General features: G+C 57.0%; 28 protein-coding genes. 20 read left to right on the top strand and 8 right to left on the bottom strand.

Annotated features, from left to right (window positions below; genetic code table 11):
- Nucleotides 1–272 precede the first annotated feature (272 nt).
- Nucleotides 273–2228 (bottom strand): acetate--CoA ligase, encoded by a 1956-nt coding sequence (gene acs / locus AACY50_RS01845; protein ID WP_339430885.1) that lies wholly within the window; start codon nt 2226–2228, stop codon nt 273–275.
- Between the two features lie 460 nt (nt 2229–2688).
- Here acs and AACY50_RS01840 point away from each other — a divergent pair, with 460 nt between their 5' ends.
- The 9 genes from AACY50_RS01840 (at nt 2689) to AACY50_RS01800 (ending at nt 10152) form a co-directional block, all read left to right on the top strand.
- On the top strand, nt 2689–2949 hold the full coding sequence (locus AACY50_RS01840) for a DUF2790 domain-containing protein (RefSeq protein WP_339538086.1): 261 nt from the start codon (nt 2689–2691) through the stop codon (nt 2947–2949).
- A gap of 552 nt (nt 2950–3501) precedes the next feature.
- Nucleotides 3502–4752 carry a ribonucleotide-diphosphate reductase subunit beta gene (locus AACY50_RS01835; protein WP_047599662.1) on the top strand — a complete coding sequence of 417 codons (1251 nt, stop codon included), beginning with the start codon at nt 3502–3504 and terminating at the stop codon, nt 4750–4752.
- A 437-nt stretch (nt 4753–5189) separates the two neighbouring features.
- A complete protein-coding gene (locus AACY50_RS01830) occupies nt 5190–5480 on the top strand; it encodes a hypothetical protein (protein WP_339538085.1) in 291 nt (96 codons plus the stop codon).
- A 305-nt stretch (nt 5481–5785) separates the two neighbouring features.
- Complete coding sequence (locus AACY50_RS01825) at nt 5786–6319, top strand: BRO-N domain-containing protein (RefSeq protein ID WP_339538123.1); 534 nt, start codon at nt 5786–5788, stop codon at nt 6317–6319.
- 116 nt (nt 6320–6435) lie between these two features.
- The gene (locus tag AACY50_RS01820) at nt 6436–7149 is read left to right on the top strand and encodes an HNH endonuclease (protein WP_339495420.1); all 714 of its coding nucleotides are present in this window, start codon (nt 6436–6438) and stop codon (nt 7147–7149) included.
- 179 nt (nt 7150–7328) lie between these two features.
- On the top strand, nt 7329–8522 hold the full coding sequence (locus AACY50_RS01815; protein ID WP_339538083.1) for an S-type pyocin domain-containing protein: 1194 nt from the start codon (nt 7329–7331) through the stop codon (nt 8520–8522).
- Entirely contained in the window at nt 8519–8752 is a 234-nt protein-coding gene (locus tag AACY50_RS01810) for a DUF7683 domain-containing protein (RefSeq protein WP_150592936.1), read from the top strand. Before AACY50_RS01815 ends, AACY50_RS01810 begins: the two co-directional genes overlap by 4 nt.
- 42 nt (nt 8753–8794) lie before the next feature.
- Complete coding sequence (locus AACY50_RS01805; RefSeq protein ID WP_339430895.1) at nt 8795–9025, top strand: DUF7683 domain-containing protein; 231 nt, start codon at nt 8795–8797, stop codon at nt 9023–9025.
- A 137-nt stretch (nt 9026–9162) separates the two neighbouring features.
- Nucleotides 9163–10152 carry a hypothetical protein gene (locus AACY50_RS01800; RefSeq protein ID WP_339538082.1) on the top strand — a complete coding sequence of 330 codons (990 nt, stop codon included), beginning with the start codon at nt 9163–9165 and terminating at the stop codon, nt 10150–10152.
- A 3-nt stretch (nt 10153–10155) separates the two neighbouring features.
- On the opposite strand, the gene AACY50_RS01795 is transcribed toward AACY50_RS01800, so the two are convergent.
- From AACY50_RS01795 to AACY50_RS01785, 3 genes are all read right to left on the bottom strand, one after another.
- Complete coding sequence (locus tag AACY50_RS01795) at nt 10156–11352, bottom strand: hypothetical protein (RefSeq protein ID WP_339538080.1); 1197 nt, start codon at nt 11350–11352, stop codon at nt 10156–10158.
- A gap of 86 nt (nt 11353–11438) precedes the next feature.
- Entirely contained in the window at nt 11439–12158 is a 720-nt protein-coding gene (locus AACY50_RS01790) for a DUF6933 domain-containing protein (protein ID WP_339538079.1), read from the bottom strand.
- Between the two features lie 152 nt (nt 12159–12310).
- A complete protein-coding gene (locus AACY50_RS01785) occupies nt 12311–13126 on the bottom strand; it encodes a sulfite exporter TauE/SafE family protein (RefSeq protein ID WP_339538078.1) in 816 nt (271 codons plus the stop codon).
- 112 nt (nt 13127–13238) lie between these two features.
- Here AACY50_RS01785 and AACY50_RS01780 point away from each other — a divergent pair, with 112 nt between their 5' ends.
- The 4 genes from AACY50_RS01780 (at nt 13239) to AACY50_RS01765 (ending at nt 15134) form a co-directional block, all read left to right on the top strand.
- Nucleotides 13239–14006, top strand: a complete 768-nt coding sequence (locus tag AACY50_RS01780; RefSeq protein ID WP_339430900.1) for an AraC family transcriptional regulator — start codon at nt 13239–13241, stop codon at nt 14004–14006.
- A 93-nt stretch (nt 14007–14099) separates the two neighbouring features.
- Entirely contained in the window at nt 14100–14417 is a 318-nt protein-coding gene (locus AACY50_RS01775; protein ID WP_339430901.1) for an XRE family transcriptional regulator, read from the top strand.
- A gap of 41 nt (nt 14418–14458) precedes the next feature.
- Nucleotides 14459–14827 carry a type II toxin-antitoxin system RelE/ParE family toxin gene (locus AACY50_RS01770; protein WP_339464043.1) on the top strand — a complete coding sequence of 123 codons (369 nt, stop codon included), beginning with the start codon at nt 14459–14461 and terminating at the stop codon, nt 14825–14827.
- Complete coding sequence (locus tag AACY50_RS01765; protein ID WP_339430903.1) at nt 14814–15134, top strand: helix-turn-helix domain-containing protein; 321 nt, start codon at nt 14814–14816, stop codon at nt 15132–15134. The genes AACY50_RS01770 and AACY50_RS01765 overlap by 14 nt, the downstream gene beginning before the upstream one ends.
- Nucleotides 15135–15146: 12 nt before the next feature.
- On the opposite strand, the gene AACY50_RS01760 is transcribed toward AACY50_RS01765, so the two are convergent.
- On the bottom strand, nt 15147–16202 hold the full coding sequence (locus AACY50_RS01760; protein ID WP_339430904.1) for an MBL fold metallo-hydrolase: 1056 nt from the start codon (nt 16200–16202) through the stop codon (nt 15147–15149).
- Nucleotides 16203–16415: 213 nt separating this feature from the next.
- Here AACY50_RS01760 and AACY50_RS01755 point away from each other — a divergent pair, with 213 nt between their 5' ends.
- From AACY50_RS01755 to AACY50_RS01745, 3 genes are all read left to right on the top strand, one after another.
- Nucleotides 16416–17024: a TetR/AcrR family transcriptional regulator gene (locus AACY50_RS01755; protein WP_339507696.1), complete on the top strand. Its 609-nt coding sequence runs from the start codon at nt 16416–16418 to the stop codon at nt 17022–17024.
- Between the two features lie 383 nt (nt 17025–17407).
- Nucleotides 17408–18727, top strand: a complete 1320-nt coding sequence (locus AACY50_RS01750; protein WP_339430906.1) for a methyl-accepting chemotaxis protein — start codon at nt 17408–17410, stop codon at nt 18725–18727.
- A gap of 167 nt (nt 18728–18894) precedes the next feature.
- The gene (locus AACY50_RS01745; RefSeq protein WP_339430907.1) at nt 18895–19419 is read left to right on the top strand and encodes a DUF1003 domain-containing protein; all 525 of its coding nucleotides are present in this window, start codon (nt 18895–18897) and stop codon (nt 19417–19419) included.
- Here the strand turns inward: AACY50_RS01745 and AACY50_RS01740 are convergent, their stop codons facing one another.
- A complete protein-coding gene (locus AACY50_RS01740; protein WP_339538077.1) occupies nt 19420–20361 on the bottom strand; it encodes a LysR family transcriptional regulator in 942 nt (313 codons plus the stop codon). It abuts the gene before it with no gap.
- 15 nt (nt 20362–20376) lie between these two features.
- Here AACY50_RS01740 and AACY50_RS01735 point away from each other — a divergent pair, with 15 nt between their 5' ends.
- Together AACY50_RS01735 and AACY50_RS01730 are read left to right on the top strand one after the other, a co-directional pair.
- Nucleotides 20377–21081 carry a CTP synthase C-terminal region-related (seleno)protein gene (locus AACY50_RS01735; protein WP_339430909.1) on the top strand — a complete coding sequence of 235 codons (705 nt, stop codon included), beginning with the start codon at nt 20377–20379 and terminating at the stop codon, nt 21079–21081.
- Nucleotides 21081–21395, top strand: coding sequence for an antibiotic biosynthesis monooxygenase family protein (locus AACY50_RS01730; protein WP_339430910.1), 315 nt, complete (start codon nt 21081–21083; stop codon nt 21393–21395). Before AACY50_RS01735 ends, AACY50_RS01730 begins: the two co-directional genes overlap by 1 nt.
- A gap of 126 nt (nt 21396–21521) precedes the next feature.
- Here AACY50_RS01730 and AACY50_RS01725 read toward each other — a convergent pair whose 3' ends face one another.
- Nucleotides 21522–21848, bottom strand: coding sequence for a DUF2025 family protein (locus AACY50_RS01725; protein ID WP_339430911.1), 327 nt, complete (start codon nt 21846–21848; stop codon nt 21522–21524).
- 220 nt (nt 21849–22068) lie between these two features.
- On the opposite strand from AACY50_RS01725, the gene AACY50_RS01720 reads away from it, so the two are divergent.
- Nucleotides 22069–23196: a glycerophosphodiester phosphodiesterase gene (locus tag AACY50_RS01720; protein ID WP_339464039.1), complete on the top strand. Its 1128-nt coding sequence runs from the start codon at nt 22069–22071 to the stop codon at nt 23194–23196.
- 139 nt (nt 23197–23335) lie between these two features.
- Nucleotides 23336–23641 carry a PepSY domain-containing protein gene (locus tag AACY50_RS01715; RefSeq protein WP_339538076.1) on the top strand — a complete coding sequence of 102 codons (306 nt, stop codon included), beginning with the start codon at nt 23336–23338 and terminating at the stop codon, nt 23639–23641.
- A gap of 284 nt (nt 23642–23925) precedes the next feature.
- On the opposite strand, the gene AACY50_RS01710 is transcribed toward AACY50_RS01715, so the two are convergent.
- Nucleotides 23926–25548 carry a methyl-accepting chemotaxis protein gene (locus tag AACY50_RS01710; protein ID WP_339430914.1) on the bottom strand — a complete coding sequence of 541 codons (1623 nt, stop codon included), beginning with the start codon at nt 25546–25548 and terminating at the stop codon, nt 23926–23928.
- Nucleotides 25549–25739 lie beyond the last annotated feature (191 nt).

Below are 25739 nucleotides of genomic sequence, written 5' to 3'. Positions count from 1 at the left end.
AACAGGCGGAAATGTCTTACGCGGGAAATCGATAATTATTGGTTGGGTGGTTTCGGTTTCTGGCTGCGGACTACACCAGCGCCTGACAAATTGCCTTCGCGAGCAAGCCCGCTCCCACAGTTTTGACCGAATGCCTCAAGCCCCAATGCAATTCCCTTTGGGAGCGGGCTTGCTCGCGAAGGGGCCAAACCAGCCACCACATAAACAACAGACACAAAAAAGCCCCATCCGGCCTACACCGAACAGGGCTTTCCTACACATCAACCCGCTACTTAAGCAACATTCATGGTCTTGTGCGTATCAATCAAATGCTGCACCACACCCGGGTCCGCCAGCGTCGAGATATCCCCCAACCCGTCGTACTCAGCCGTGGCAATCTTGCGCAGAATGCGGCGCATGATCTTGCCCGAACGAGTCTTCGGCAGCCCCGGCGCCCACTGGATCACGTCCGGCGAAGCAATCGGGCCGATCTCTTTACGCACCCAGTTCTTCAACTCCAGACGCAATTGCTCGGTCGGCTCCTCGCCATTCTTCAGCGTGACATAGACATAAATGCCCTGCCCCTTGATGTCGTGCGGCACACCGACCACCGCCGCTTCAGCGACTTTCGGGTGGGCAACCATCGCGCTTTCGATCTCGGCCGTGCCCATGCGGTGGCCGGAGACGTTGAGCACGTCATCCACCCGCCCGGTGATCCAGTAGTAACCATCGGCATCACGACGCGCACCGTCACCGGTGAAGTACATGCCTCGGAACGTCTTGAAGTAGGTGTCGACGAAGCGGTCATGGTCGCCATACAGCGTGCGCGCCTGACCTGGCCACGAATCGAGAATCACCAGATTGCCTTCAGCCTCGCCCTCGATAATGTTACCGAGGTTGTCGACCAACGCCGGCACCACACCGAAGAACGGCCGCGCCGCCGAACCCGGCTTCAGCGCATGGGCGCCCGGCAACGGGCTCATCATGTTGCCGCCCGTCTCGGTCTGCCACCAGGTATCAACGATCGGGCAACGGGACTTGCCCACATTCTTGTAATACCAGTCCCAGGCTTCCGGGTTGATCGGCTCACCCACCGAACCGAGCAAGCGCAGGCTGCTGCCATCAGCGCCCTCAACAGCGGCCTGACCCGAAGCCATCATTGCGCGGATCGCGGTCGGCGCGGTGTAGAGGATGTTGACCTTGTGCTTGTCGACAATCTTCGCCACCCGAGTGATGTCCGGGTAGTTCGGCACACCTTCGAACAGCAACGTGGTCGCGCCGTTGGCCAGCGGGCCGTAGACGATATAACTGTGGCCAGTGACCCAGCCAACGTCGGCCGTGCACCAATAAACTTCGCCCGGGCGATAGTCGAACACACGCTCGTGGGTCATCGCCGCATACAGCAGATAACCGCCCGTGGTGTGCTGCACGCCCTTCGGCTTGCCAGTGGAGCCTGAGGTGTAAAGGATGAACAGCGCTTCCTCAGCGCCCATCTCTTTGGGCGCGCACACGCTGCCCGCCACTTTCATCAGGTCTTCGTACCAGATGTCGCGATGCTGGTTCCACTTGATGTCGCCACCGGTGCGCTTGCACACGATGACTTTCTGGATGCTGCTGGTTTCCGGGTTGGTCAGCGCGTCGTCGACGTTGGACTTGAGCGGGATCTTCTTGCCGGCACGAATGCCTTCGTCAGCGGTGATCACCACTTTGGATTTGCAGTCGATGATGCGACCGGCCAGGGCTTCCGGCGAGAAGCCACCGAACACCACCGAGTGAATCGCGCCGATCCGGGTGCAGGCCAGCATGGCGACCACGGCTTCGGGAATCATTGGCATATAGATAGTCACCACGTCGCCGCGGTGTACATCCTGACCACGCAGGGCGTTGGCGAGTTTGCACACTTGTTCGTGCAGTTCGCGGTAAGTGATGTTGCGGCTTTCGGAAGGATCGTCACCCTCCCAGATGATTGCCACTTGATCGCCGCGCTCGGCCAGATGACGGTCGAGGCAGTTATAGGAAACGTTCAGGGTGCCATCGGCGAACCACTTGATGTCGACATGGTGATCGTCGAACGAAGTCTGTTTCACCGTGGTGAAAGGCTTGATCCAGTCAAGACGCTGGGCTTGCTCGCGCCAGAAGCCGTCAGGGTTGACGACCGACTGCTGGTACATGGCTTTGTAGGTCGCCTCGTCAGTCAGCGTGTTAGCCAGAACCTCGGGACGAACGGGATACAGAGAAGCCGCACTCATCTTTCCTACCTCGGTGTAATAGTTGTTTTTGTATGACCCAGTTGTATCCGGGCCAGCCCCATAGAACCATTCGACGATGGTAGTAACAAGCCCCTACAAAACATCCAGTTACCCCGACCGCAAGCCTGACGCCCCTCTCCCAAACACTCACCCCTCCCGTGGGAGCTTGCCTGCAAGCGATTCAGACAACTCGCTCTTTCAGGCAAATTGCTTGGCGAGAACTCGATATCGACCGATTGTTACCAAATCTGCCAAAGGTGTTTATCAAAACCCGCTCTGTTTACCCCCACCTCACCTCCCTAGAATTCACCTCGCCGACAAGGCAAAGCGATTAACAACGATACAGCCCCCACGAAGGCCGTTAATCCAGCTCTCAAGTAATAACTGCAAACGATGAAGTTACACACGCAACCCCATAAAGGTTGCGTGACCCCACTCGACCTCAAAAAGGTAAATCCGAATGAAAGCTTTATGGGTTCTGGCCCTCAGCAGTCTGTGCGCAACCGCCATGGCAGACGAGGCCCCGACTGATGTCGCCCAGCAACAACCGGCCGCCGAGGAATACACCTACTCGACTCACCTGGACATCGCCAAAGTTGTCTCCATGAGCGAAGTGCCCAATGTCTGCGAAGTGGTTCCGGCCAAAATGGAATACGACGACTCCAAAGGTCAGCGCCACATCCTGCGTTACAGCATCATGGGCAATGGCTGCACCAATTGACGATTGAGACTGCACCGAATCGGATCTCTCAGCGCTTCATTGAGGGTCGATTCCAGCCCGACTTCGGTCGGGCTCAGTTGTGTCTGGAGTCGTCAAAAATGCTTGCAAAACACTAGATGTAGTGAAAAACACGGTTTTTTGTTCGTTTTTTGAGCAATTCCACATTTACGAAATTTCTTCGAAAAAAAATCTATCCCTGGCAAAGCCCTGTAAACCCACGCTCTCACTGAAAAACCACCCTCCCCGACCGCTCCGTGCGCGGATTCGCCTCAGCACGGCCCGTTTTTTTTCCCTATAATGCCGCCCTAATCGGGACAGCAATATTCCCTTACAGGGATGAACAGCCCATCTGAAGCCCCGCAGCAGCGTTCAACGCGAGCTGCGCCCGTCAGAGGCTCTCGGAACCCCGAACAAAATTCTGTTTTATTGCCTGCCTTAGCTGCTGCAAAAAACGATTCCTTAAGATCCAACGCGGTCTGTACGACCGTGTGAAAAACCAAACCATCAGGTTTCACACGGGGCGACAGGCCCTCACGCAGGAGACGACACGTCATGCTGAGCTGGGACGAATTCGACAAAGAAGACAGTGAAGTAGCAGCAGTGAAAGGCGCCAACGCCGGCCACGCTACTGAAGCCAACATGGACCGCCTCGACAACGCCGGCGGCGCCGCCGCGCTCGAAGCCCGCGCCGTCACCGCCGACGACTCGGCCGCCGTGGCCCGCGCCAAGGCTGCACTGAACTCCCTCGACGTCGCCGAAGGCCTCGCCGAACTCGAAGGCGCCTCCGCCCGTGTCGCCGTTGACGAAAAGCGCATGATCAACTGCCGCGCCGACCTCAACCAACTCGTACCCTTCAAGTACGACTGGGCCTGGCAGAAGTACCTGGACGGTTGCGCAAACCACTGGATGCCGCAAGAAGTCAACATGACCGCCGACATCGCCCTCTGGAAAAACCCGGAAGGCCTGACCGACGACGAGCGCCGCATCGTGATGCGCAACCTCGGCTTCTTCTCCACCGCCGACTCCCTGGTTGCCAACAACCTCGTCCTGGCCGTGTACCGCCTGATCACCAACCCGGAATGCCGCCAGTACATCCTGCGCCAGGCCTTCGAAGAGGCGATCCACACCCACGCCTACCAGTACTGCATCGAATCGCTGGCCATGGATGAAGGCGAGATCTTCAACATGTACCACGAGATCCCATCGGTCGCGAAAAAAGCAGCCTGGGGCCTGAAATACACCCGTTCGATCTCTGATCCGAAGTTCGAAACCGGCACCCCGGACACCGACAAAGAACTGCTGCGCAACCTGATCGCCTACTACTGCGTGCTGGAAGGCATCTTCTTCTACTGCGGCTTCACCCAAATCCTCTCCATGGGCCGCCGCAACAAAATGACCGGCGTCGCCGAGCAGTTCCAATACATCCTGCGCGACGAATCCATGCACCTGAACTTCGGCATCGACGTGATCAACCAGATCAAAATCGAAAACCCACACCTGTGGGATGCCGAAATGAAGGAAGAAGCGACCCAGATGATCCTGCAGGGTACGCAACTGGAGATCGAATACGCGCGCGACACCATGCCTCGCGGCGTACTGGGCATGAACGCAGCGATGATGGAGGACTACCTGAAGTTCATCGCTAACCGTCGTTTGTCGCAGATCGGCCTTAAAGAGGAATATCCAGGGACCACTAACCCGTTCCCTTGGATGAGCGAGATTATGGACTTGAAGAAAGAGAAGAATTTCTTTGAGACTCGGGTTATTGAGTACCAGACTGGTGGTGCGCTTAGCTGGGATTGATTGATATGGCCCTGCTGCTTCAATTGCAGCAGGGCCATAAAAATATCAAAAGGCTGTTATTCAGAAGGCAAAAACAAGAAACCCGCAGCAATCGCGCCAACGATTGCTGCGGGTCTTGACCGCACCATTGAACAGAAGCCCGAGGGTGCGGGCCGTGACTGGAAGAACTCAAATCACGAAGCATTGGGAAAATGCGCGACGTGATTATAGACATCTTTCGGACGGTTACAACGGCCTCACGTCGGAGAATTCGTCATGAACGATTATCCGGTGGCACCGCCAGGATACAGAGCTGTTTTCTGTATGAGCTTCAAGCACTGGCGTAGCGGAAAAGACGTCTTTCGCAAAGACGGACGTCCTTTCTGCTTCTTTGTAAAAGCGTAACCGTGCGGGACAGGCAACTGTCCCGCTCTATTATCACGAACTGAGTAATTCGAATGAAGCAGACAATTATTGATGCGATCACCAACAATCAAGTTTTAACGTTCACATACAGCGGCATTCCGCGAGTAGTTGAGCCGCATGCCGTTGGCCTTTCTCGCACGGGAAAAGAAGTACTTCGTTGCTTTCAGACACATGGAAGACATGAAACTCCAGGCCATGAATGGGATCTTTGTGAACTCAATAAAATCTCTGACCTGAAAACATCAGGCGCTACTTTTCAAGCTCCTCGGCCTGGTTATCGTCGCGGAGATCGCCACATGACTGATATTTTTGCGGAGCTCTAATGCTCCAATCGAAAAAAGTGAAAAGCCCTGATCTAATCAGGGCTTTTTAATTCCATGACAGATGATTCCTTCCCTACGCCACGGTTCTAAATCTCCTACACCACTTACAGCCGCTTCTGCATTGAACCCTGCCGCAAGCACCTCTAAGCTCAATTTCAGGTGCCTAAGAAACGCCCAACGTAGAAAGCATGGTCAACTCACAGACGCGCACGCCGTCGGTGGTTATTCCATGCTCGTTGGGATTTCTTAAATCCACTCTACGTTGGGGCCAGGCTCTCCAAAATCTAAACGTAGAGGTCATGGATATGCCCGATCCTTTTTCTGTAACCGTCTTCTCTCGCCACAATCTCGCTCTTCATGCCCTTCTACTCGAAAACCAACCATGGTTCTGCGCCCGCGATATCGGCCGTTTGATGGGTGTCCATCTGAGCGAACGCATGGTCAACAAACTGGACAAGGATCAGCGCCGCGTTTTGTGGATCGAGTATTTCCGGCAACCCGAAAAGCAACTGATGCTCAGCGAGTCCGGTGTGTACGCTCTATTGGTGTATCACTACGTTCCGGGGAATCGTTTGTTGCGTGAGTGGTTGACTCATCAGGTGGTGCCAGCCCTGCGTGATGCGGAACACTTGGGACATTCAGATCGGCCGATGTTGAGTTTGTTGGATTGGCCGGAAATGTCGTTGAGTCTGCTGCATTGGCAGAACGAAGGTTGGATTCGGCTGCGAGACATGCCCTATCTGTTGAGCGATCAGACACCACGAAAAGCTACCGCGACGAAGCCTTGGTGGCGGAGGCTCGCTCACGCGTTTCAGCCGTCGAAGCATTCGATGGGGTAAGCGATACGTTTGTAGGATCACATGCGAGATCCGTCGCTATTTTTTGTAGGAATTTTCGTAGACAGCAGTAATGGCCACTCAGTATCGTCCGAGGGTTTTCAACCCTCGGCGACTGTATGGATACCTCGAAAGGAAAGACTGGCTGGAGCGATGAGGAGCTAGAGGCTTCGGTAGACGCTTATCTGAAGATGTTTGCTCTTGAGCAGCAAAAGCAGCCATTCAAAAAGGCAGACGAAAACCGTCTGTTGCGTGAAGGCCCACTGAGCAAACGCAGTGCCTCCTCCGTCGAGTACCGCATGCAGAACATCTCTGCGGTGATGGAGCAATTGGGGCAGCAGCGAATTACTGGCTACGTTTCGGCAAAGAACCTTGGTTCTGGCGTTAGTAAACGGATCAAGGAATTCCTCGCGAAGAAGGGCATCCACGCATTACGAAAAGGTGAACAGCGGGCCACTACATTTACTCCGCTTCAGTTGGTCGAGATCACTGCACCTCAACAAAATGAAGCGCCAGTGGGCGTTCTAAACCCTAAAGAAACGACTTCCACAGTCGTGAGGCTTGCCCGCGCCCAGAGCGTAAAGAAATGGGTACTCAAGCACTCCCAAGGCATTTGTGAAGGTTGTGGCCAAACCGCACCATTCGTTAGTGCAAACGGCCGCCCCTTTCTTGAAGTCCATCATGTTAAGCACCTTATTGATGGCGGAACCGACCGCATATGCAACACGGTTGCGCTGTGCCCGAACTGCCATCGTCGTTGCCACCATTCCAGCGATAAAAAAGAGTTCACCGCTGAGTTTTATAAGAAAGTCGAGCGGTTGAGGCCTGAATAGAGGATCAAACTTGTGCCGAGGAATCCCAACGTCCTAAAGGCTCTGCACTGACCTCCAAATCAAACAACGACAATTCCCAACCCAATCCAAGACCCGTCCTACAGCCTCAATGCATCACCTTCATTAACGTCGCCCGGCTTCTTTCCGGTGCGACCGATAAATGAACGAAAGGATGATCAGTGGCTGGCAAAAAGGATATTCCCCGGGTCAGGAACCCACCTTCAGGCGACGGGCATCACGTCACCTACCGGTTCATGAACACGACCGAACTGGCCGAGCGCGAAGCCAGGCAGAACGCTTATGAGGCCATGCTGGCCCGGCAGGAGGCGTTTGAGCGCAGCCGGCAGGTCGCTGTCAAAAAAGACGAGGCGGTTCGGGCCGGATGCGTGTTCGCGAAGTCTTGCAAGCTGCCGGACGCGATCATTGATTACTCGAATCCCTCCGGGATGGTACCGACCGACAGCCTGAGGGATTACGGCGAATTCGCTTTACTCGGTACCCGTGAGGCCGATGATGCCGGGCTGCGGAATCTGCAAACCATCAGCGGCAATACCGTTTCACTCGGCCTTGGGCGCCTTGCTCTTCGAAGCCCGACACTCGCCACACCTGCAATAGGTCTTGGAGCCGCCATTGGCGCTACCGGTGCCGCACTCATGACCGGCATGGTCGCTTTGCTCTGGACGCCCAGCCTGGGTGACAGCGCTCTCTACACCGAGGAACAATTGCGCGCCCTCAAGCAGGCCCGCACCCGTGTTCGCCTGCGCATCGAGCAACAAACCGACGGCGCTCTCAAAGGTTATGCCTTCTACACCGGCAAGAATCGCGGCTGGGAAATGGTCGATGTCGTGAAACTGGAAACCCGCGACAGCCAGTACGTCGCCAATCTGGGTGAAGGCGTCGAGCTGATCTGGACACCCGCCGTTGACGGCTCCGACATCCTCGGCATTCCTGCTCTGGAAGCCGCTCCGCAGGCACCGCACATCTGGGTTTACCCGCCAACGAAAGCGGCGAACGACATCCTTGTGAATCCTGTTTACCCACCGGAGTACAGGGATTTCATCCTGGTGTTTCCAGAGAGTTCGGGGGTAAGGCCGGTTTATATTGTGGTGAGTGTTTCTGATCACAAATATCATCCGGCACCCAAAGGATTAAGTGCGTTTCCCGACGCAACACCAGCAAAACAGAAGACCAGGGTCAAAGGACGAGGTACTCGTATGCGTTGGAAAACCAAGGATGGGCTGATTCTGGAATGGGATTATCAACATGGAGCCGTCGAGATGTACGACAAACGCGGTCGGCATCTGGGCGAGTTCGATGCTGACACTGGTGAGCAGAACAAACCGGCCGACCCAAAGAGAAGGATAGAACCATGACTCACGTAATTTATGCGTTTGATCGATCCACCGAAGCTCTGATTTTCGAAGTGCCTATCTCGGCAGAGGCTATCGAGCAGCTGCGAGTCATCATGAAATGGAACGACGCAGAAGACGAACTCTACGGATACGATCTTGATTTTCAGCAGCTAGCACAACTGGAAACGCTAACCGGAAAATCTTTCTACGATCCTCAATACGATTACCAACTCGCTAGCTACGGACATTAAAAGTTCAGGGCAACCCAGCGACGGCACGAGGACAGTAGATCCATGATCTATCTAATCGAGGCATTTTATGAAGAAAGCGGTTTCCTGGCATTTGAAGAGGAACTCCCAACCGGATCAGATAAGGCGATAAAAACCATCATGGGATGGACGGTGGAACAGCAAGGATGGGAGGGATACGATCTCTCGCACGAACAGCTTGGAGCCCTGGAAAAACTACTGGGGAAGGAAATCTATAACCCTGCTTATAAATTTCAGCTCAGCTGCAATGTGTAAATGATGGGTCTGACACCGGTGAGCATGACAAACCGATAGATCCAGAGAGATTGCGCATCATCCTGAAAACAATCAGTGCAACCCGCGCCGCCTCCCGCTATTAATACCCTCCCCCACTCAAGGATCCGAGCCCCACCATGAAATTCGATCTCGCCTACTGCCTCAGCCTCGACGACAAGTTGTCGATCTATGACGTCCGCGATCTCAATTTCGATGAGACGGTGGCGTTCGATTCTGCCAAGGAACACTTCCAGTGCCCCAACGATGCCTGTCGTTCGGCGTTCGAGGCTTCCAACGCGTTGGGCACGTTCAACGCCAAGAATGTGAATTACGTGCGCACGCCGCATTTCAAGAATCTGCCCACTACGCAGCATGTGGCGGGTTGTCCATATGTGAGCTTGAAGGCGTCGGCGTCTGGTATTGAGACGGCGGACGGCGAGACTGATGACGGGCGGGAGGAGCATTTTCCATCAGAGTTGTTGCTGACGCGGCGTGAGTATGTGCGCAAGCCTGCCGCGCCGGCGGTGGCGGCGGATGTGTTGCGTGATGATCCGGTGCGGGTGGCGGCGGTGGGTGGTAAAGAGTCAGCGAGTCGTGAGTCGGCGCCGGACAAGACCAGTGTGTTTGCGCATCCGGTGGAGTGTTTTGTGTCGAACTTCGCCGACAAGGATTTGCTCAAGCGCATGCCGTTGAAGATCGGCGAACACACGGCGCCGTACAGTTCATTCTTCAAGCCGATCAAGTTCTTGATGGACAACAAGGGGCTGATTTACTGGGGCCGGATCAAGAAGATCGAGGACTTCCACGACGGCGCCAGTTTTCGTATCGATTTCGAGGACAGGGTCTGGTGGAAGAAGCCTGAGGACAGCAAGAAGAAGCCTTACACAGTCAGCGTTTATCTGAACAAAAAGTTGATCGACAACTACCGCAAGCGCAAGGCGTTTCTGGAAGAGATCAAGCAGGCGGTCGACAGTGACAAGGCATTGTTCTGTTTCTTCTATGGCGTGACGCCGGAGTTGAAGCTGGTGCCGGGCAAGAAGAACCCCGAAAAGCCTTTCGAGGTCTTCAATGCCAATATCGAGAACCTGGATCACTTCATCATTCGTGAAGCGCCGGGTCTGGCGTGACGGTTAGCCTTGGGGCAGTTGCAGTTTGACGGCGCCGGGGTGTTGTTTGATCAGTGAGTACGGCAGCACTGGCCACTCGGGCGCATCACAGGCGCGTGCGACGCGCGCAAAGTAGGCGCCCAGGTACACGCCTTTGGCGGTGAAGTGCCAGGATGGATAACCCCAGATACTTTCGTCCGTATAGTCGCAGCTGTTTTCATCCTCCTCTGCCGGCTTCTTCATTTCATCGGGATACAGCGCAGTGAGTTGTTTGACCAGCCACGGCGCAAGCACTTCACGTTGATAGGTTGAGTGCGCACTGCTTTGCGCGGAGCTCAATGGCTGATCGCCCAAGCTGTCGCGATCGGCGTGCAGCAATGGCTTGCCCTCGCCCACCCACAACACATCTTCCAGCGACAGCGAATGCCCGCTGCTCACATCAATATTGAGCGGCGAATCGCCGAAATCAGGATGCGCGCCCCCGCAGTAGTAGCTGGTTGAAATATTCAGGCTGATGAGCGCGGGCGAAATCAGCTTCGGTTCGGCCTGCTGCATGAATTCGACGTTGTCCCCACCCTGCAACTGGCAGTAGTGGTAACTGATGACTTCACTCCAGAGGCGCCCGAGCAACTGCTGATTGACCCGTTGCAGGTCATCTTTGGGCAGGCCCGATTCAACACTGAACAGCGAAATTTTCGACTCAGGCTCCGTCCACCATTGCAGGTCATAGCCCATGAAATTTTCTTTCTTCACGGGTTTGAGCTTGAGGCCCTGTAGGCGCAAATACTCGTAGGGCGAGCTTTTGGGTAGCAAGGCAATGAAGGGCAAAGTGGTTGAGGTCGGCGCAGGCAGTCTGGCTTCGGCCAGTTTCACCGGCAGTTTTTTGCCCTGCGGACTTTGCCATTCGCCCTGCCAGCCATTGGCGGTTTCTTCCAGCTTCAAGGTCGGCAGCGGCTTGTCTTCGCCGTAGCGGTTGTCGCCTTCAACGAGGTTCAACGTGCCGTCTTGCAGCCAACCGCTGAGGGCCAGGTCGCGGTGATACTTCTCGTAGAAATAACGGCCGCTCACTTCGTCCGGCTGTTCCGTGTTCAACTCAACGACGATGGGCGTTTTGCCCAGCGTGCCGGTAAATACATGCCGACCGTCGTCGGCATGGGCGGTGGAAATCAGCGTGAACAGCGCAGCGGCGCAGGTTGCCGGACGCAACAGTCCCTTGAGCATTGATCGATCCTTGAGAGAGGCAGAGACAGCGCCGGAAGATGAGTGCCGGCGCGGGTAAGTTCGGGGCGGATTATGGCGAGCGCACTCTAAGTATTCGAGTGTTGTCGCTCGTATTCTTGCAACCAGGCTTCGCGCTTGATGGCCGCGTTCTCCAGGATTATTTGCTTGCGGCGTGCTTTGGCTGCATGCAGTTGAACGTCATCCAGAAAACAATAATGACGCAGCCAGTGGAGCGTCATTTCCTCATCCGGGAAGTAATACGTCTTCACGCCCTTGCTGTTTCTGGGCGTGTCATTCATCTGCTCGTCAAACACCCTGGCGGTGTCTTCATCAGGCGGTAAACAACCGATTTGAGCGGCCTTGCTCTGGAAGATCCAGGCAATTTCATCAATGTGCTTTTGCGCACTGCGGTGGCTGCGCCGATAGAACGTTTGCTGCTCACAGGTCTGCGTCATCCGCGCCAATATCAAGTCGGGATCGAGCCACTGTTGGAGATCGTGCTTCAACGCATGCATCAACAACCCGCTGGCCCAACGCTCGACAAATCGTGCCACAAACCCTTCGGCGTCAGCCTTCTTCGCGTCGGCAAAGATCATGCAATAACGGGTTTTAACGTGGATGGCGATCAGCACATGCTTACGTTGCACGGTTATCGCGTGTACCAACCATTGCTCGTCGGCACCGGTCAACGGGTCATCTTCGATGATCGAAGACGGCGGCTTCGGATCGACGGGCGATAGCGTTTTACCCTTTTGAATCCGGCTGAAAAACTTACTGGCAGCCTCGGTGCAATTGAAAATCAACATCCTGGTTCTCTGCTAAATACGGGAAATGATGCTCTGTCGTCATGTTTGATTTCTTCTGCCCATTCGGTGTTGCAGGGCTGGCGAGCGGTGCCTGAAATGCGCTCTCACCGCTCTGAGCCGATATCTCACAATTGCTCATCGGTCTGTAAGGCTCACTTTATCGAGATAGCCAGCAGCACGACAATCAGCAATCCAATATAGACCCACGCATGCACCCGATCCGGAATCCGTCCGATCCACGGCGTGGCCAGTCTAATCCCTATCAACGAGCCAACCGTCAGCACCGCAAACGCCAGCAGGTCTACGTCACCGATAAACCATGGTCCCAGATCCGTCTCGCTGACCCCGGCCAGCGCCATGTAGGTCAGCGTCCCAGCCATTGCCACCGGCACACTCAACGGATTGGCCATGGACGTTGCCTGGGACATGCTCAGTCCGCAGCGACGCAGGAGCGGCACGGTCATGACGCTGCCTCCTACACCGAGGAACGTGGCGATGGCGCCGATGCCTACACCGCCGCCGGATATTTCTGTAATGCCGAGTCGGCGGGGGATGACGCCTTCGTTGCGGGTGAGAAAGCCGCGTCTGAGCAGGCAGTCGATGATGGTCACGCCGAGGTAGGCGATGAAGGCATAGCGGATGATTTCACCACTGACCCACACTGCCGCAATCGCCCCCATAACCGCGCCAAGCCCGATAAACCCTCCCAGCGGCCACAGATAATGACGGATCAGGTTGCCGGCGCGGCGGTGTTTGTCGGTGGCGATCAGGGCGTTGACGATCATCACGCAGGTCGAGGTGGCGACGGCGATGTGCATGGCCGATTGGCCGACGGGGTCATCGGCGCCGTGGCTGGCGGTGAGCAGGCGATAGAGCAGCGGCACGACCACGAAGCCGCCGCCGAAGCCGAAGAGCACGGCGGTGATGCCGGTCAGGCAGCCGAATAGGGTCAATAAGAGATAGAGCATGGAGGCGTCGTCCGTTGGTGAGGAGCGGTCGACGATAGAGCGACAGGTCTTGGCCTGCCTCAGCAAGCCGGCCAATAATGTTTGCGTTTACGCCAATGGTTGAGATCCCTCAATGCGCAATGTTTCGATTAATCTGCTGGATGACACGCCGCGCCCGGTGGTGGCGATCGGTACGGATTATTCCCACGGTCATCTGTTGCCGTTTCATACGCATCGGCGCGCGCAATTGTTGTACGGCGCGACCGGGGTGATGCAGGTCAGCACCCATGACGGTAACTGGGTGGTGCCGCCGCAGCGCGCGGTGTGGATTGCGCCGGGGGTGGCGCACGAGGTGTTGATGCTCGGCGTGAGCACGCGCAGTTTGTACATCGAACCGGGCGCGGTGGACTTGGGTGGCCGCTGTCAGGTGGTCAGTGTGTCGCCGCTGATGCGGCATTTGCTGATGGAGGCGGTCGACGTGCCGCTGACCTATGACCTGAGCGGCCGCGACGGCGCGTTGATCGATCTGTTGCTGCATGAACTGACGCGCAGTGCGCCATTGCCCTTACACATTCCCTTGCCGACTGAGGGAAAACTGCTCGCGCTGTGTCAGAACTTTCTGCATCAACCGTACGCCCATCAATCACCAAAGGAATGGGCGGACCAGTTACACATAAGCTTGCGTACCTTCAACAGAATGTTTCGGCAACAGACCGGGTTGAGCTTCAGTCAATGGCGACAACAAGCCTGCGTGATACAGGCATTGGCGCGGCTGGCGTCGGGTGAAGCGGTCACGCGGATTGCCCTGGATTTTGGCTACCAGAGCCCGGCAGCGTTCTCGACGATGTTCCGGCGCATTCTCGGTCAGGCACCGTCCGTCTGGTTGGAGGCGGCTAATTGAGGCAAATCAAAAATTGCGTTTGATCCCGGCCAAAAACAACTGTACAAAAACACAGTGTATTTTCAATCAGCACTCTTGAGCCCGGAGCACACCATGGCCTCTCTTGCGATGAACCATATCCTCGAACGCATTGCCCTTTTCCAGTTCACCCCGACTCACTGCGTCCAGGCCCGAGCGATGCTGGGCTGGAGCGTGGAGCAGTTGTCGCTGGAAGCTGAAGTTTCGGTAGCCGACATTCAACGGTTCGAGGCGCAGCAAGAGCTCGCCGATGCGGCGCGCCTGGCGCTGGCGTATCGGTTTGAGGCGCAGGGGTTGGTGTTCTTCCCCGGGTTTGCGCCGGGGCGCAGTGCGAGTTTGGCGGGGATGGCTGTGGAATCGGCGGGGCGTGGGGGTTATGCGATGGCTGATTAAAAGTACACGTTGATTTTTATCCCCATATAGGTATATTCCGCATGAGTGCAAGGAAGCCGCTCTTGTGGGTCTGCAGTAGTAAAAAAGATCTCAAGCAGATGCCCACTGAGGTACAGGACGTTTTTGGTCATGCACTGGATTTAGCCCAAAGTGGCTTGAAGTACCCAGATGCAAAACCCCTGAAAGGTTTCGGAGGTGCGGGTGTCCTAGAGTTGATCGAAGACTACGACACCAACACTTACCGCGCCATTTACACAGTTCGTTTCGGCAGTGCCATTTACGTTTTGCACTGTTTTCAGAAGAAGTCGACAAGCGGAGTTAAAACCGCCCGGTCCGACATCGACCTGATCAGAAATAGACTTCGAGCCGCTCAGGATCATGCGAAAGGATCAGAAAATGATAGAAATTGAAGAAAGCAGCGGGAACGTCTATCAAGATCTGGAGTTGCCCAATGCCAGTGAAATGCAGGTTAAGTCGCAGCTCGCAGCAAAAATCGGCGAGATCATCAAGGCGCGCCATCTCACCCAAATTCAGGCTTCGGAGATTCTGGGGCTTTCACAACCCAAACTTTCAGAGATGCTGCGAGGAAAATTCCGCGGTATCAGTGAAGCGAAAATGATGGAATGCCTTTCACACTTGGGACGAGACGTACAGATCGTAGTGAAATCGGCCCCCCGTTCACGGAAAGAGGGACGTATTGAAGTGGTGTTCGCTTAACACGAACGCCTATCACGCATTCTGGACCATGGCCTCACGCTCCTCCTCAACCCCCAACCACCACGCATTCCCACGCTGCGGCTGAGCGATGTTAAACGCCTCGCCCATTTGCGGGGTGGTGATCGAAATACTGCGTTCCCAGGCCAGTGACAGGATGCGGTCGAAAGGTTCATGCCAGGCATGCATCGCCAAATCGAACGTGCCGTTGTGGATGGGAAACAGCCAGCGCCCCTTGAGGTCGATGTGCGCTTGCAGGGTTTGTTCCGGCTGCATGTGTACATGTGGCCATTCGACGTTGTAAGCACCGGTTTCCATCAGGGTCAGGTCGAACGGGCCGTACTGTTCGCCGATGCGCTTGAAGCCGTCGAAGTAACCGCTGTCGCCGCTGAAGAAGATCCGCGTGTCGGCGTCGATCATCACCCATGACGCCCACAGCGTGCTGTTGCCGTCGAACAGGCCACGGCCGGAGAAGTGCTGCGACGGCGTAGCGATGAAGCGGATGCCGGCGATTTCGGTGCCTTGCCACCAGTCGAACTGACGAACTTTGTTGGCATCAATGCCCCACTTGATCAGGGTATCGCCGACGCCCAACGGGGTCAGGAACAGGTTGGTTTTGGCGGCCAGCCTGAGTACCGCCTCGTAATCGAGGTGGTCGTAGTGGTTGTGGGACAGAATCACCGCTTCAATCGGCGGTAATTCGCTGATGCTGATCGGTGGCTGGTGAAAACGTTTCGGGCCAGCCCATTGCACCGGCGATGCGCGCTCGGCGAAGACCGGGTCAGTGATCCAGAATTTATCCTGCATCTTGAGCAGCAAGGTCGAGTGACCGAGGCGATAAATACTTTGGTTTGGTGCGGCCAGCAGGTCTTCACGGGTCAGCGGCTGTACCGGAATGGCAGCGGCGGGACGGGTGTTGTGCGGTTTGTGGAAGATCATATTCCATATAATCCGCAGCGTTTTACGAAAACCTTCGCGCTGCACCGGCGCATGATTGCGAAACAGCCCCTGATCCTGTCGAGAGGCGTCAGGCGTGGAATTTTTAGCCGGGAGCGAATCTGGATTGGCCATGACTGAATGACTCCAGAAAACCGCGTCATTCGCGGTTTTCCACGGTGGGACGATAAATGGCCAAGCTGCACGCCTAGGCCGAACTGTCTGGTTTTTAGGCTGCGTGGATTAACGCAACATTACACTGATCGGTGTAGTTTCTAGGTTGCATGAAAGCGCATGGCAAGTAAACTGCCAAGTGTAATTTCATCTCCTCCTTGCCGAAGCGTATCTATGACTGCTCCACAGCGCCTCACCGACCGTAAACGCGAAGCCATTATTCAAGCGGCGATTGCCGAATTCCGCGCCAACGGTTTCGAGATCACCAGCATGGACAAGATCGCCGCCACCGCAGGTGTGTCCAAGCGCACGGTGTACAACCATTTCCTCAGCAAAGAAGCGCTTTTCGCCGAAATTCTCAACCAGTTATGGGCACGAATCAGCGACGAGCCGTCGGTCATTTATCGCCCCGATCAGCCGTTGAGCGATCAGTTGCGGCAAATATTGCAGGCCAAGGTGCAGATGATGGCGGACGAGAACTTCCTCACGTTGGCGCGGGTGGCAATTGCCGCGACCGTTCATTCCCCGGAGCGCGCGCAAAACATGGTCGAGCGCATGGGTGAACACGAGGGAAGTCTGACTGTGTGGATTCGTGCCGCGCAGGCCGATGGCCGACTGAAACCGGTTGACCCGGAGTTCGCCACGCACCAGGTGCAGGGGCTGCTCAAAGCCTTTGGCTTCTGGCCACAAATGTCGATGGGCCGCGCTGCTCTCGATGCCGACATGCAGAACACCGTCGCCGAATCGGCACTGGAAATGTTTCTGGCCCGTTATCAACGCTGACTCATCTCTCGTCACCCATCCTGCGCTGTTGAGTGAGCCTGAGTATCGGTTTGACGCGGCCTAAAAACTTGTACAAGGTCGCCCGCAACTGAAAACGGATCCAAAAAAGCGCTAAACGCCTTTAAATTAAAGCTTCACAGCGCCATCAGCGTCGCCTTCACTTGCTTGAAAGCTTGCCACATTGCCCCTTAAAAACTTATACAAGATTGTATAAAAATTACTTTCTTGTACAAGTTTATGAAGTTTTGTATAAGTAGCGAGCTGTCAGTCATGGAATGCTGGCATTGAGCCGCCAACGCCGAATGCCGCCCGCGCATTCGGCCTGCCAGCGCGGGAATAAGGACTGAATCCTTGACCCAACCTATTTCCAGAGTACTGCGAGCATGTTTTTCAATCGCCAGAAGTCCGTCATCGACGATCTCCAGCAAACCCTCACCGAGCAAGCCGGCCTGCTCGATGCGATCAATCGCTCGATGGCGGTGATCGAATTCGACCTTGAGGGCGTGGTGTTGCGTGCCAACGACAACTTTCTCAAGACCATGGGTTACACGCCCGAGCAGGCTATCGGCCAGCCACATCGACGTTTCTGCACGCCGGAGTTCGGCCGCAGTGCTCAGTACACACAGATGTGGTCACAACTGAAGAACGGCCAGTTTCTGTCAGGCACCTTTGAACGGGTCGACAGCAAGGGCGAGCCCATCTGGCTCGAGGCCAGTTACAACCCGATCAAGGATGCTTCGGGACGTGTGGTGAAAGTGGTCAAGTACGCCATGGACGTGACCACCAAAATGCAGCAGGAAAGCGAGACCAACGCCAAGTTGCAGGCCATCGACCGGGCGATGGCGGTCATCGAGTTCAACCTTGACGGCAGTATTCTTACGGCCAATCAGAATTTTCTGACACGCATGGGTTACACACTCGCCGAACTCAAAGGTAAACATCACCGCTTGTTCTGTCCCCCGGAACGGGTCAACAGCAGTGCATACGAGGATTTCTGGCGTCGGTTGAACCAGGGCGAGTTTTTCCACGGACAGTTCGAACGCATTGATAAACGTGGGCAAACGGTATGGCTTGAGGCCAACTACAACCCGGTCTACGACGCGGCCGGGCGCTTGTGCAAAGTGGTGAAGTTTGCCTCGGACGTTACCGCCCGCGTGGTGCAGCACGAACAGGACGCGCGCAGCGCCAGCGCGGCTTATCACATCTCGGTGGAGACTCGAAAAGTCGCCGAGCAAGGCACACAGGTGATCCAGCAGGCCGCCAGCGAAATGCGCGAAATTGCCGAGGACATTGCCCAGTCTTCAACCTTGATTGCGCAACTGGGCGAACGCTCGGAGCAGATCACTGCCATCGTCAACACCATCCGTGCGATTGCCGATCAGACCAACTTGCTGGCGCTCAACGCGGCGATCGAAGCGGCGCGCGCCGGTGAGCAAGGTCGCGGTTTTGCGGTAGTGGCCGACGAGGTGCGACAACTGGCGGCGCGCACCAGCGGTTCGACGGCGGAGATTTCCGGCATGATCACCTTGATCCAGAACGAGACCCGGCAAGCGATCAAAAGTATGGACGGCACCCGAGGTCGCGCGGCGCAAGGCGTTGAACTGGCGAATCAGGCGGGCACGGTGATTTTGCAGATTCGCGACGGCGCCAGTGAAGCGGTGCAGGCGGTCAGCATGTTTGCCAACGAGCACGCGCCAGGCTGATATCTGTGCATCGCTGGTAGACCGAGTCGCGGCCATCGCGGACAAGCCCGCTCCCACAGAGATTGAGTCAACCACACAATTGGTGTACGACGACTTAACCTGTGCGCGCGGGCTGCCAAAACGCAGCGCTATAGTGACTGAACGTCCCAAGCCCTGCCGAGTGCATCATGACCACTGAAAAAGCTGAAACACCTGCCACCGACCACCTGCGCTTCCACCGCCCTCACGCCCACCTCGCCACAACCTTCGGCAACGACAAATTCGCGCTGCGGGCCGAGGCATTTGCGCGGTTCTTCGGCACGCCTCTGTTCCTTGGCGCACAAACATTGATTGTCGCGGTGTGGATCGGCCTCAACGTGTGGGGTGTGACGCAATTCGACGTCTACCCGTTCATCCTGCTGAACCTGGCGTTCAGCTTGCAGGCCGCTTATGCCGCGCCGTTGATCCTGCTGGCGCAAACCCGTCAGGCTGCACGCGACAAGGCGCAAGCCGACGCTGACGCGCAGCACCGTGAAGCCCTGGCGCAAGCCAACACCGAGCGCCAGGCCCAGGCCGCGAAGAACACCGCGCAATTGCTTGAACTGCTGGAACAAAACACCCGCCTCACCGAAATGACCAGAGACCTGAGCGAACGCATCGAAGGTCTGACCAAAGAGTTACACGCGCATGTGTGTCAGAACGCACTACGTTGATCAGGACAGACGCAGGGCTCGCCCGAGCTCATCAAACAGTGTGACCACCGAGCGCAACGCCCGGCAATCCGGGCGAGTCAGCAACCACAGGGCGGTGTCGTAGCCCTGCAACGGCTCGCTCAATGCCTGCAAACCGTCACTGATCAAGAAGTCCGGCAACGCCGCGACACCAAGGCCGGCGCGCACCAGTTCGGTGACGGACAGCATGCTGTTGCAGCGATAGCCCGGGGTCACGCCGGGCAAGTGCTGACGACGCCAGGCGACCGTCGGATGATCGGGCAGAAAGTCATCCGGGGCGATCCAGGTCAGCGCTGTCAGATCCGAAGCATCGACGCTGTCCAAGTAGCGCGCGCTGGCGCAGACCCGGTAGGAAATCTTCGCCAGTTGCCGTCCGACCAGATGTTGCGGCGGTGTGCGCGTCAGGCGCAGGGCAATGTCGGCGTCACGACGGCTAAGGTTGGCGAAATCGTTGGAGGTGCTCAATTCGAGGGTCAGCGCCGGGTAGTTGGGCATGAACTGCGCCAGCGCCGGCAGCAGCAAGCCTTGCAACACCGAGTCGGTACACGTCAGGCGCACCGTGCCGCTGATCACTTCGCCCCCCTGCTCCACGCCGATCCGCGCGGCGTCCAGTGCTTGCTCGGCACGTTCGGCCTGCTCGGCCAGCGTCTGTGCAAGCGTCGTCGGTAAATAGCCGGTGCGGCTTTTTTCAAACAATTCGCGGCCAAGGGCAGCCTCCAGACGGCGCACGGCGCGGAACACCGTCGACACGTCAACCTTCAGCAGCTGTGAGGCCCGGGCCAGAGAGCCGCCGCGCACCAAAGCGAGGATCAGGGCCAGATCCGGATAGTCGAGCCGATAGTGCGTCGGTGCATTGATCACTTGGATAAACGCCAATATTGAGTGCGTGAACGCCAATCTATAGTGGGCGCCATCAATCAACAAGCGCAGGGAACCCCCATGGAAAGCCGCGTCATCCGCATTGCCCTGATCGGCGATTACGACCCGCTAGTCACCGCCCATCAAGCCATCCCCGTGGCACTCGGTCTGGTCGCCGAACACCTCGGCCAACCTGTGCAATTGGACTGGTTGGCCACCGAACACATCCACGCCGATACACCACTGGAAGGCTTCGACGGTTTCTGGTGCGTGCCGGCCAGTCCTTACAAAAGTGAAGCTGGCGCACTGCGGGCGATCCGTTTTGCCCGCGAGCAGCAGCGCCCTTTCCTCGGCACTTGCGGCGGTTTTCAGCATGCCGTGCTGGAATTTTCCCGCCATGTGCTGGGCTGGGCCGACGCTGAGCATGGCGAAACCTCACCCGATTCAGAGCGAGCCGTGCTCACGCCTCTGATCTGCTCGCTGATCGACGCCGTGGACAGCATTCATCTGCTGCCCGGTTCGTTGATCGCCCAAGCGTACGAAACGTCGCAGATTCATGAAGGCTATCGCTGCCGCTACGGTGTGAATCCACACTACGCGAGTGACCTTCTCAAACATCAGCTCCAGGCGGTGGGGCATGATTCAGCGGGGGATTTGCGGGCATTCGAACTCAAGGATCATCGTTTTTTTGTCGCAACGTTGTTTCAACCGGAACGTGCGGCTCTCAAGGGCCAGATGCCGCCGTTGGTGCGAGCGTTTGTCGAGGCTTGCAAGGAGCAACGTTGATGAAGCCGACTACAGATTGTTTCGCGGTGATTTTCAATTCAACCCGCACCGAGGGCGACAACGGTTATGCCGAGGCGTCCGAGCGCATGATGGCGTTGGTGGGCGCACAGCCGGGGTTTCTTGGAATTGATTCGATTCGCGGGCCGGATGGTGTCGGGATCACGGTTTCGTACTGGGAGAGTGAGGCGGCGATTTTAGCGTGGCGACAAAATCCTGAGCATCGGGTGATCCAGGAACGAGGGCGCTCGATCTGGTATTCGGCGTTCCATACGCGGGTGTGCAGGGTTGAGCGTGAGTATCGGTTTGGGCAGTAGGTGCTGTGCCGTGCTTTAGGCCGCCTTCGCGAGCAAGCCCGCTCCCGCAGGTGATTGGTGAGCGCCACAGAGCCCGTATGGGAGCGGACTTGCTCGCGAAGAGGCACTCACCGTCACGAAAAACCCTCAGCCCCGCACCAGACTGCGCACCGCCACAATCTCTGGTACTTCGCGCTTGTGCATGTAAACGCGCAACGGCTCGGTGATGTTGAGGCGGTCATCGACATTCTGATCCAGCAACAACTGAATCAACTCGCGTTTAAGCGTCATGGTCTGCGGCGACGCGGGTGCCCAGACGAATTCACTGGCGGGAATAATGCCGTCGTCGGCCACGTCCATGCCGAACGAATCTTCGCTGAAACGCACGATGTACTGACCGGTTTTGCGGTTCAGGCCAACAAAGCCTTTGAGGTCGTCGGCGGCCTGGCAGATGAGTTGGGAGGTGATGTGCATGATAAACCTCACGAAAAATGATCGATGGTTTACACGCAGGGCATTGGACGGCGCGCTCTCTGCCGGAGCGTCTGCCGAGGGCAAGCGTACTGCAAACGGCGCCACAAAAGTGCAGGAAAAATCGCTTTTAATACGTTTATGTCGGTCTGGCGATGGCGGGCAATCGATTCAGTTGTTAAAAGGTACGTCTTTGAAACTGCCCTGCGAAAGGAACTCGAACATGCCCGCCACGTTCACCAAAAGCGCCCTCATGCTGAGCCTGCTGCTCGGCCTTGGTCAGGCGCATGCCGCCAGCCAGACTGATCCTGCTGCAGTCGCCGCCGCTCATGGCATTCCACATCCGGCGGTGATTGCCCACCGTGGCGCGTCCTTCGACGCCCCGGAATCCACCGCCGCTTCCTACAAACTGGCCCGTGATCTGGGTGCCGACTACCTGGAAATGGATTTGCAGCGCAGCAAGGACGGCGTGCTGTTCGCCCTGCACGACAACAACCTGCAACGCACCACCGACGTCGCGACCAAATTCCCGGATCGTAAAGACAGTCCGGCCAATGCCTTCACCATGGCCGAGCTGAAAACCCTCGACGCCGGTAGCTGGTACAACAAGGCGTACCCGGATCGCGCACGCCCGTCTTACGCGGGGCTGAAAATTCTGACCCTCGATGAAATCATCAATATTGCCCAGGCCAACCCAGCGCACAAACCTGGTCTGTATATCGAGACCAAAGAGCCGCAACTGTTCCCCGGGATCGAACACGATCTGAAAGAGAAACTGCAGGATCGCGGCTGGTTGAGCCGGGCAGGTTCGAAACTGGCGAAGAGCGAAACGAGCGTCGGTCAGGGTAAAGGCCGGGTGATCTTGCAAACGTTCGAGAAGAACAGCCTCGAACTGCTGCAAAAGGAAATGCCGCAAGTGCCGAAAATCCTGCTGCTGTGGGTGGGCGAAGGCGGCATGGAGCCGAAATCCAAGGTGACTTTTGCCGAGTCTGGCGAGAAGGACAAAAACGCGTTTTACGGTAAACAGGAACCGAAGTCCGATGCCGAGTTCAAGCAGTGGGTCGACTTCGCCAAGGCGCATGGTGCCATCGGTACCGGCCCTTCGGCGAAGCTGACCCATGGCGGCGACCAGAGCTACTCGGATCTGGTGCAGCCTTGGATGAACCAATACACCCACGATCAAGGCTTGCTGGTGCACGTCTACACCGCCGATGAGCCGGTGGACTTCGAGAAGGTCATGGCCGCAGGCGTCGATGGCATCTTCACCAACCGCGCCAGCGAACTGTTGAAGTTCTACAAACGCCCGGCAGCGGCCAGTGTTGATCAGGTGTTGAAGAACAACGGCTTTTGATCGGCCACCGGGGTGTCCGCATCGCGAGCCGGTTCGCTCCCACAAGAGCATTCTGCGGACGATGCGGTGTTTTAAGGGTGAATTAAGTTGCGGTGGTTAACCTGAGGCCACTTCAACAAACAACCCAAGGAATGACCCGATGAAAACGTTGACTGCCCTGTTTGCCGCCGCCGCTCTGACCCTCACCGCAGGCCTGGCCCAGGCTGATGTGCGTGTCGATCAGATCCCCGAACTGGTCAAATCCGGCAAGATCAAATCGCTGGAAAGCATGAACCAGGAAGCGCTGAAACTGCACCCGGGGGCGACCATCACCGACACCGATCTGGATAACCACTTCAACGGTTATGAGTACGAAGTCGAACTCAAAACTGCCGACGGCAAAGAGTACGACGTGGACTTTGATGCCACCACCGGCAAGGTGCTGAGCAACAAACTGGATAGCTGATACACCTTACACACCAAGCCGCTCGATCACTGGATCGCGCGGCTTTTTTGTGCCTGACAGCAAAGGTGCTGGCCGACGCCGTGGTGGAGGTGTCTTCACTGACTTCGCTGATCGACGTTTTGCGGGTCGCCGTGGCGAGGGTTTGATTGATCGATACAGAACTGAGGCCGACCATGGGAATGCTCCAATGCCGGTTATAGATAACCGGCCATCGATCATGCTCGCCGCCAATTGAGATTGACTGTGTACCGTCTCGGTATCCGATCCGGTACACAGCCAACGAGTCAGGCACTCAGGCGTGCGGTGACTTCGTTCAGTTGCCCGGACAGGCCGTGCAGGTTCTGGCTGGCGCTTTCGGTGCGCTGCACGTTGTCGAGGTTGGTGCTGGCAATCGAAGTGATCTCGGTCAGGTTGCGCGAGATGTCCTCGGCCACCGACGTCTGCTCTTCGGCCGCCGTGGCGATCTGGCGGTTCATGTCGCGGATCGCTTCGACGGCGTGGGTGATGCGCTCCAGCATCGCGCCGGCCTGAGTGACTTGCTCAACGCTTTCGTCGCTGCGGGCCTGACCGCTGTCAATGGCTTGCGCGGCGTCCACAGCACCGGTCTGCACGTTCTGGATGATCTGGTTAATCTCGATGATCGACTCCGCCGTGCGCTGTGCAAGGTTGCGCACTTCGTCAGCCACTACGGCAAAACCGCGCCCTGCCTCACCGGCCCGCGCCGCTTCGATTGCCGCGTTCAGCGCCAGCAGGTTGGTTTGCTCGGCGATGCCGCGAATCACTTCTAGCACTTTGCCGATACGGCCGCTGTCGGCTTCGAGACGACGGATCACCGTGGCGGTGTTGGTGATTTCGCTGCGCATCTGGGTGATGGAGTGAATGGTGCTCTGCATGACCTTTTCACCCTGTTGGGCAGACTGGTCGGCATCGTCGGCAGCACGCGCAGCGTCAGCCGCGTGACGCGCGACTTCCTGGGCGGTGGCGGACATTTCGTTCATTGCCGTGGCCACCTGATCGGTGCGGTTGAACTGCTCGTTGGTGCCGCCGGCCATGGTGGTGGCGATGGCGTTCAATTCGCCGCTGGCGCTGTCCAGATCGCTGGCGCTGCGTTGCAGGCGAGTGAAGGTTTCAGCAAGGAAATCACGCAGGGTGTTGGCGGCGGCCGCGAGGTTGCCCAACTCGTCCTGACGGTCGCTGACCACACGCTCGGCCAGTTTGCCGCGACTCAACTGGGTCACGTAATCAATCAGCTTGCGGATCGGCTCAACCAGGTTGCGGTTGACCAGCCACAGGCTCAACACACCGATCAACAGGCCCGACGCGAGCATCACCAACAGCCCAAGCCAGACGGTGCGATCAGCTTCGGCGCTGATCGATACCGACTGCTCGGTGCCCTGTTTGCGCAACTCGGCCACCAGTTCGCTCATTTGCTCGCTGGCGGCGCGGTCGACACCTTTGACGGCGTTGTCGCCAGCAACCGGATCGCCACCGGCGGCCACATAGGCATCGCGGCCCTTCTGATAAGCGGCACCGAGTTGGCGATGCTCGTCACGCAGACGTTCGATACGGGTTTTCAAACCGGGATCGATACTCTTCTGGCTGGCCAGTTCGCCGAGGATGTTCTGTACATCGCGCTGACGATCTTCGAACTGCCCCCAGTACTTGCTCAGATCCGCCGGTTGCTTGCCGCGCAGCAGGACGTTTTTCCATTCCTGCACCTGCACTTTGAATTGCAGGTTGGCTTCGTCGATCAGTTGCGAGGTGTGCAACGGACCGGCGATCAATCGGCTGTAGCTCTGCACGCCGTTGGACAGGAAATGAAAGCAGGCCAGTGCGATCAACAGCATCGCTAGCAGGCTGCCGCTCAGCAGGGCGAGAATTTGCGCTCTCAGGGATTTTTGCAGCATTGCAGGTACTCATGGCAGGGATGAGGCACGCCTGTTTCAGGCGTGAAAAAGTGGCCGGACTTCCCTGTCGGCGAACCGTGGCGTGGCCAACGGTGCGCAACCTAACGTACCCGTGATCGGCGCGCCAAAGCCGTTCTTGAGAGGTTCCCGACCGCCGGTAGCGCTTTGATTTGACGTCACTTTTTTGTCAC

The sequence above is a fragment of the Pseudomonas sp. RA_15y_Pfl2_54 genome, assembly GCF_963971015.1.
GTDB classification, from domain to species: domain Bacteria; phylum Pseudomonadota; class Gammaproteobacteria; order Pseudomonadales; family Pseudomonadaceae; genus Aquipseudomonas; species Aquipseudomonas baetica_A.
This window is presented reverse-complemented; position numbering and strand designations above follow the sequence as displayed.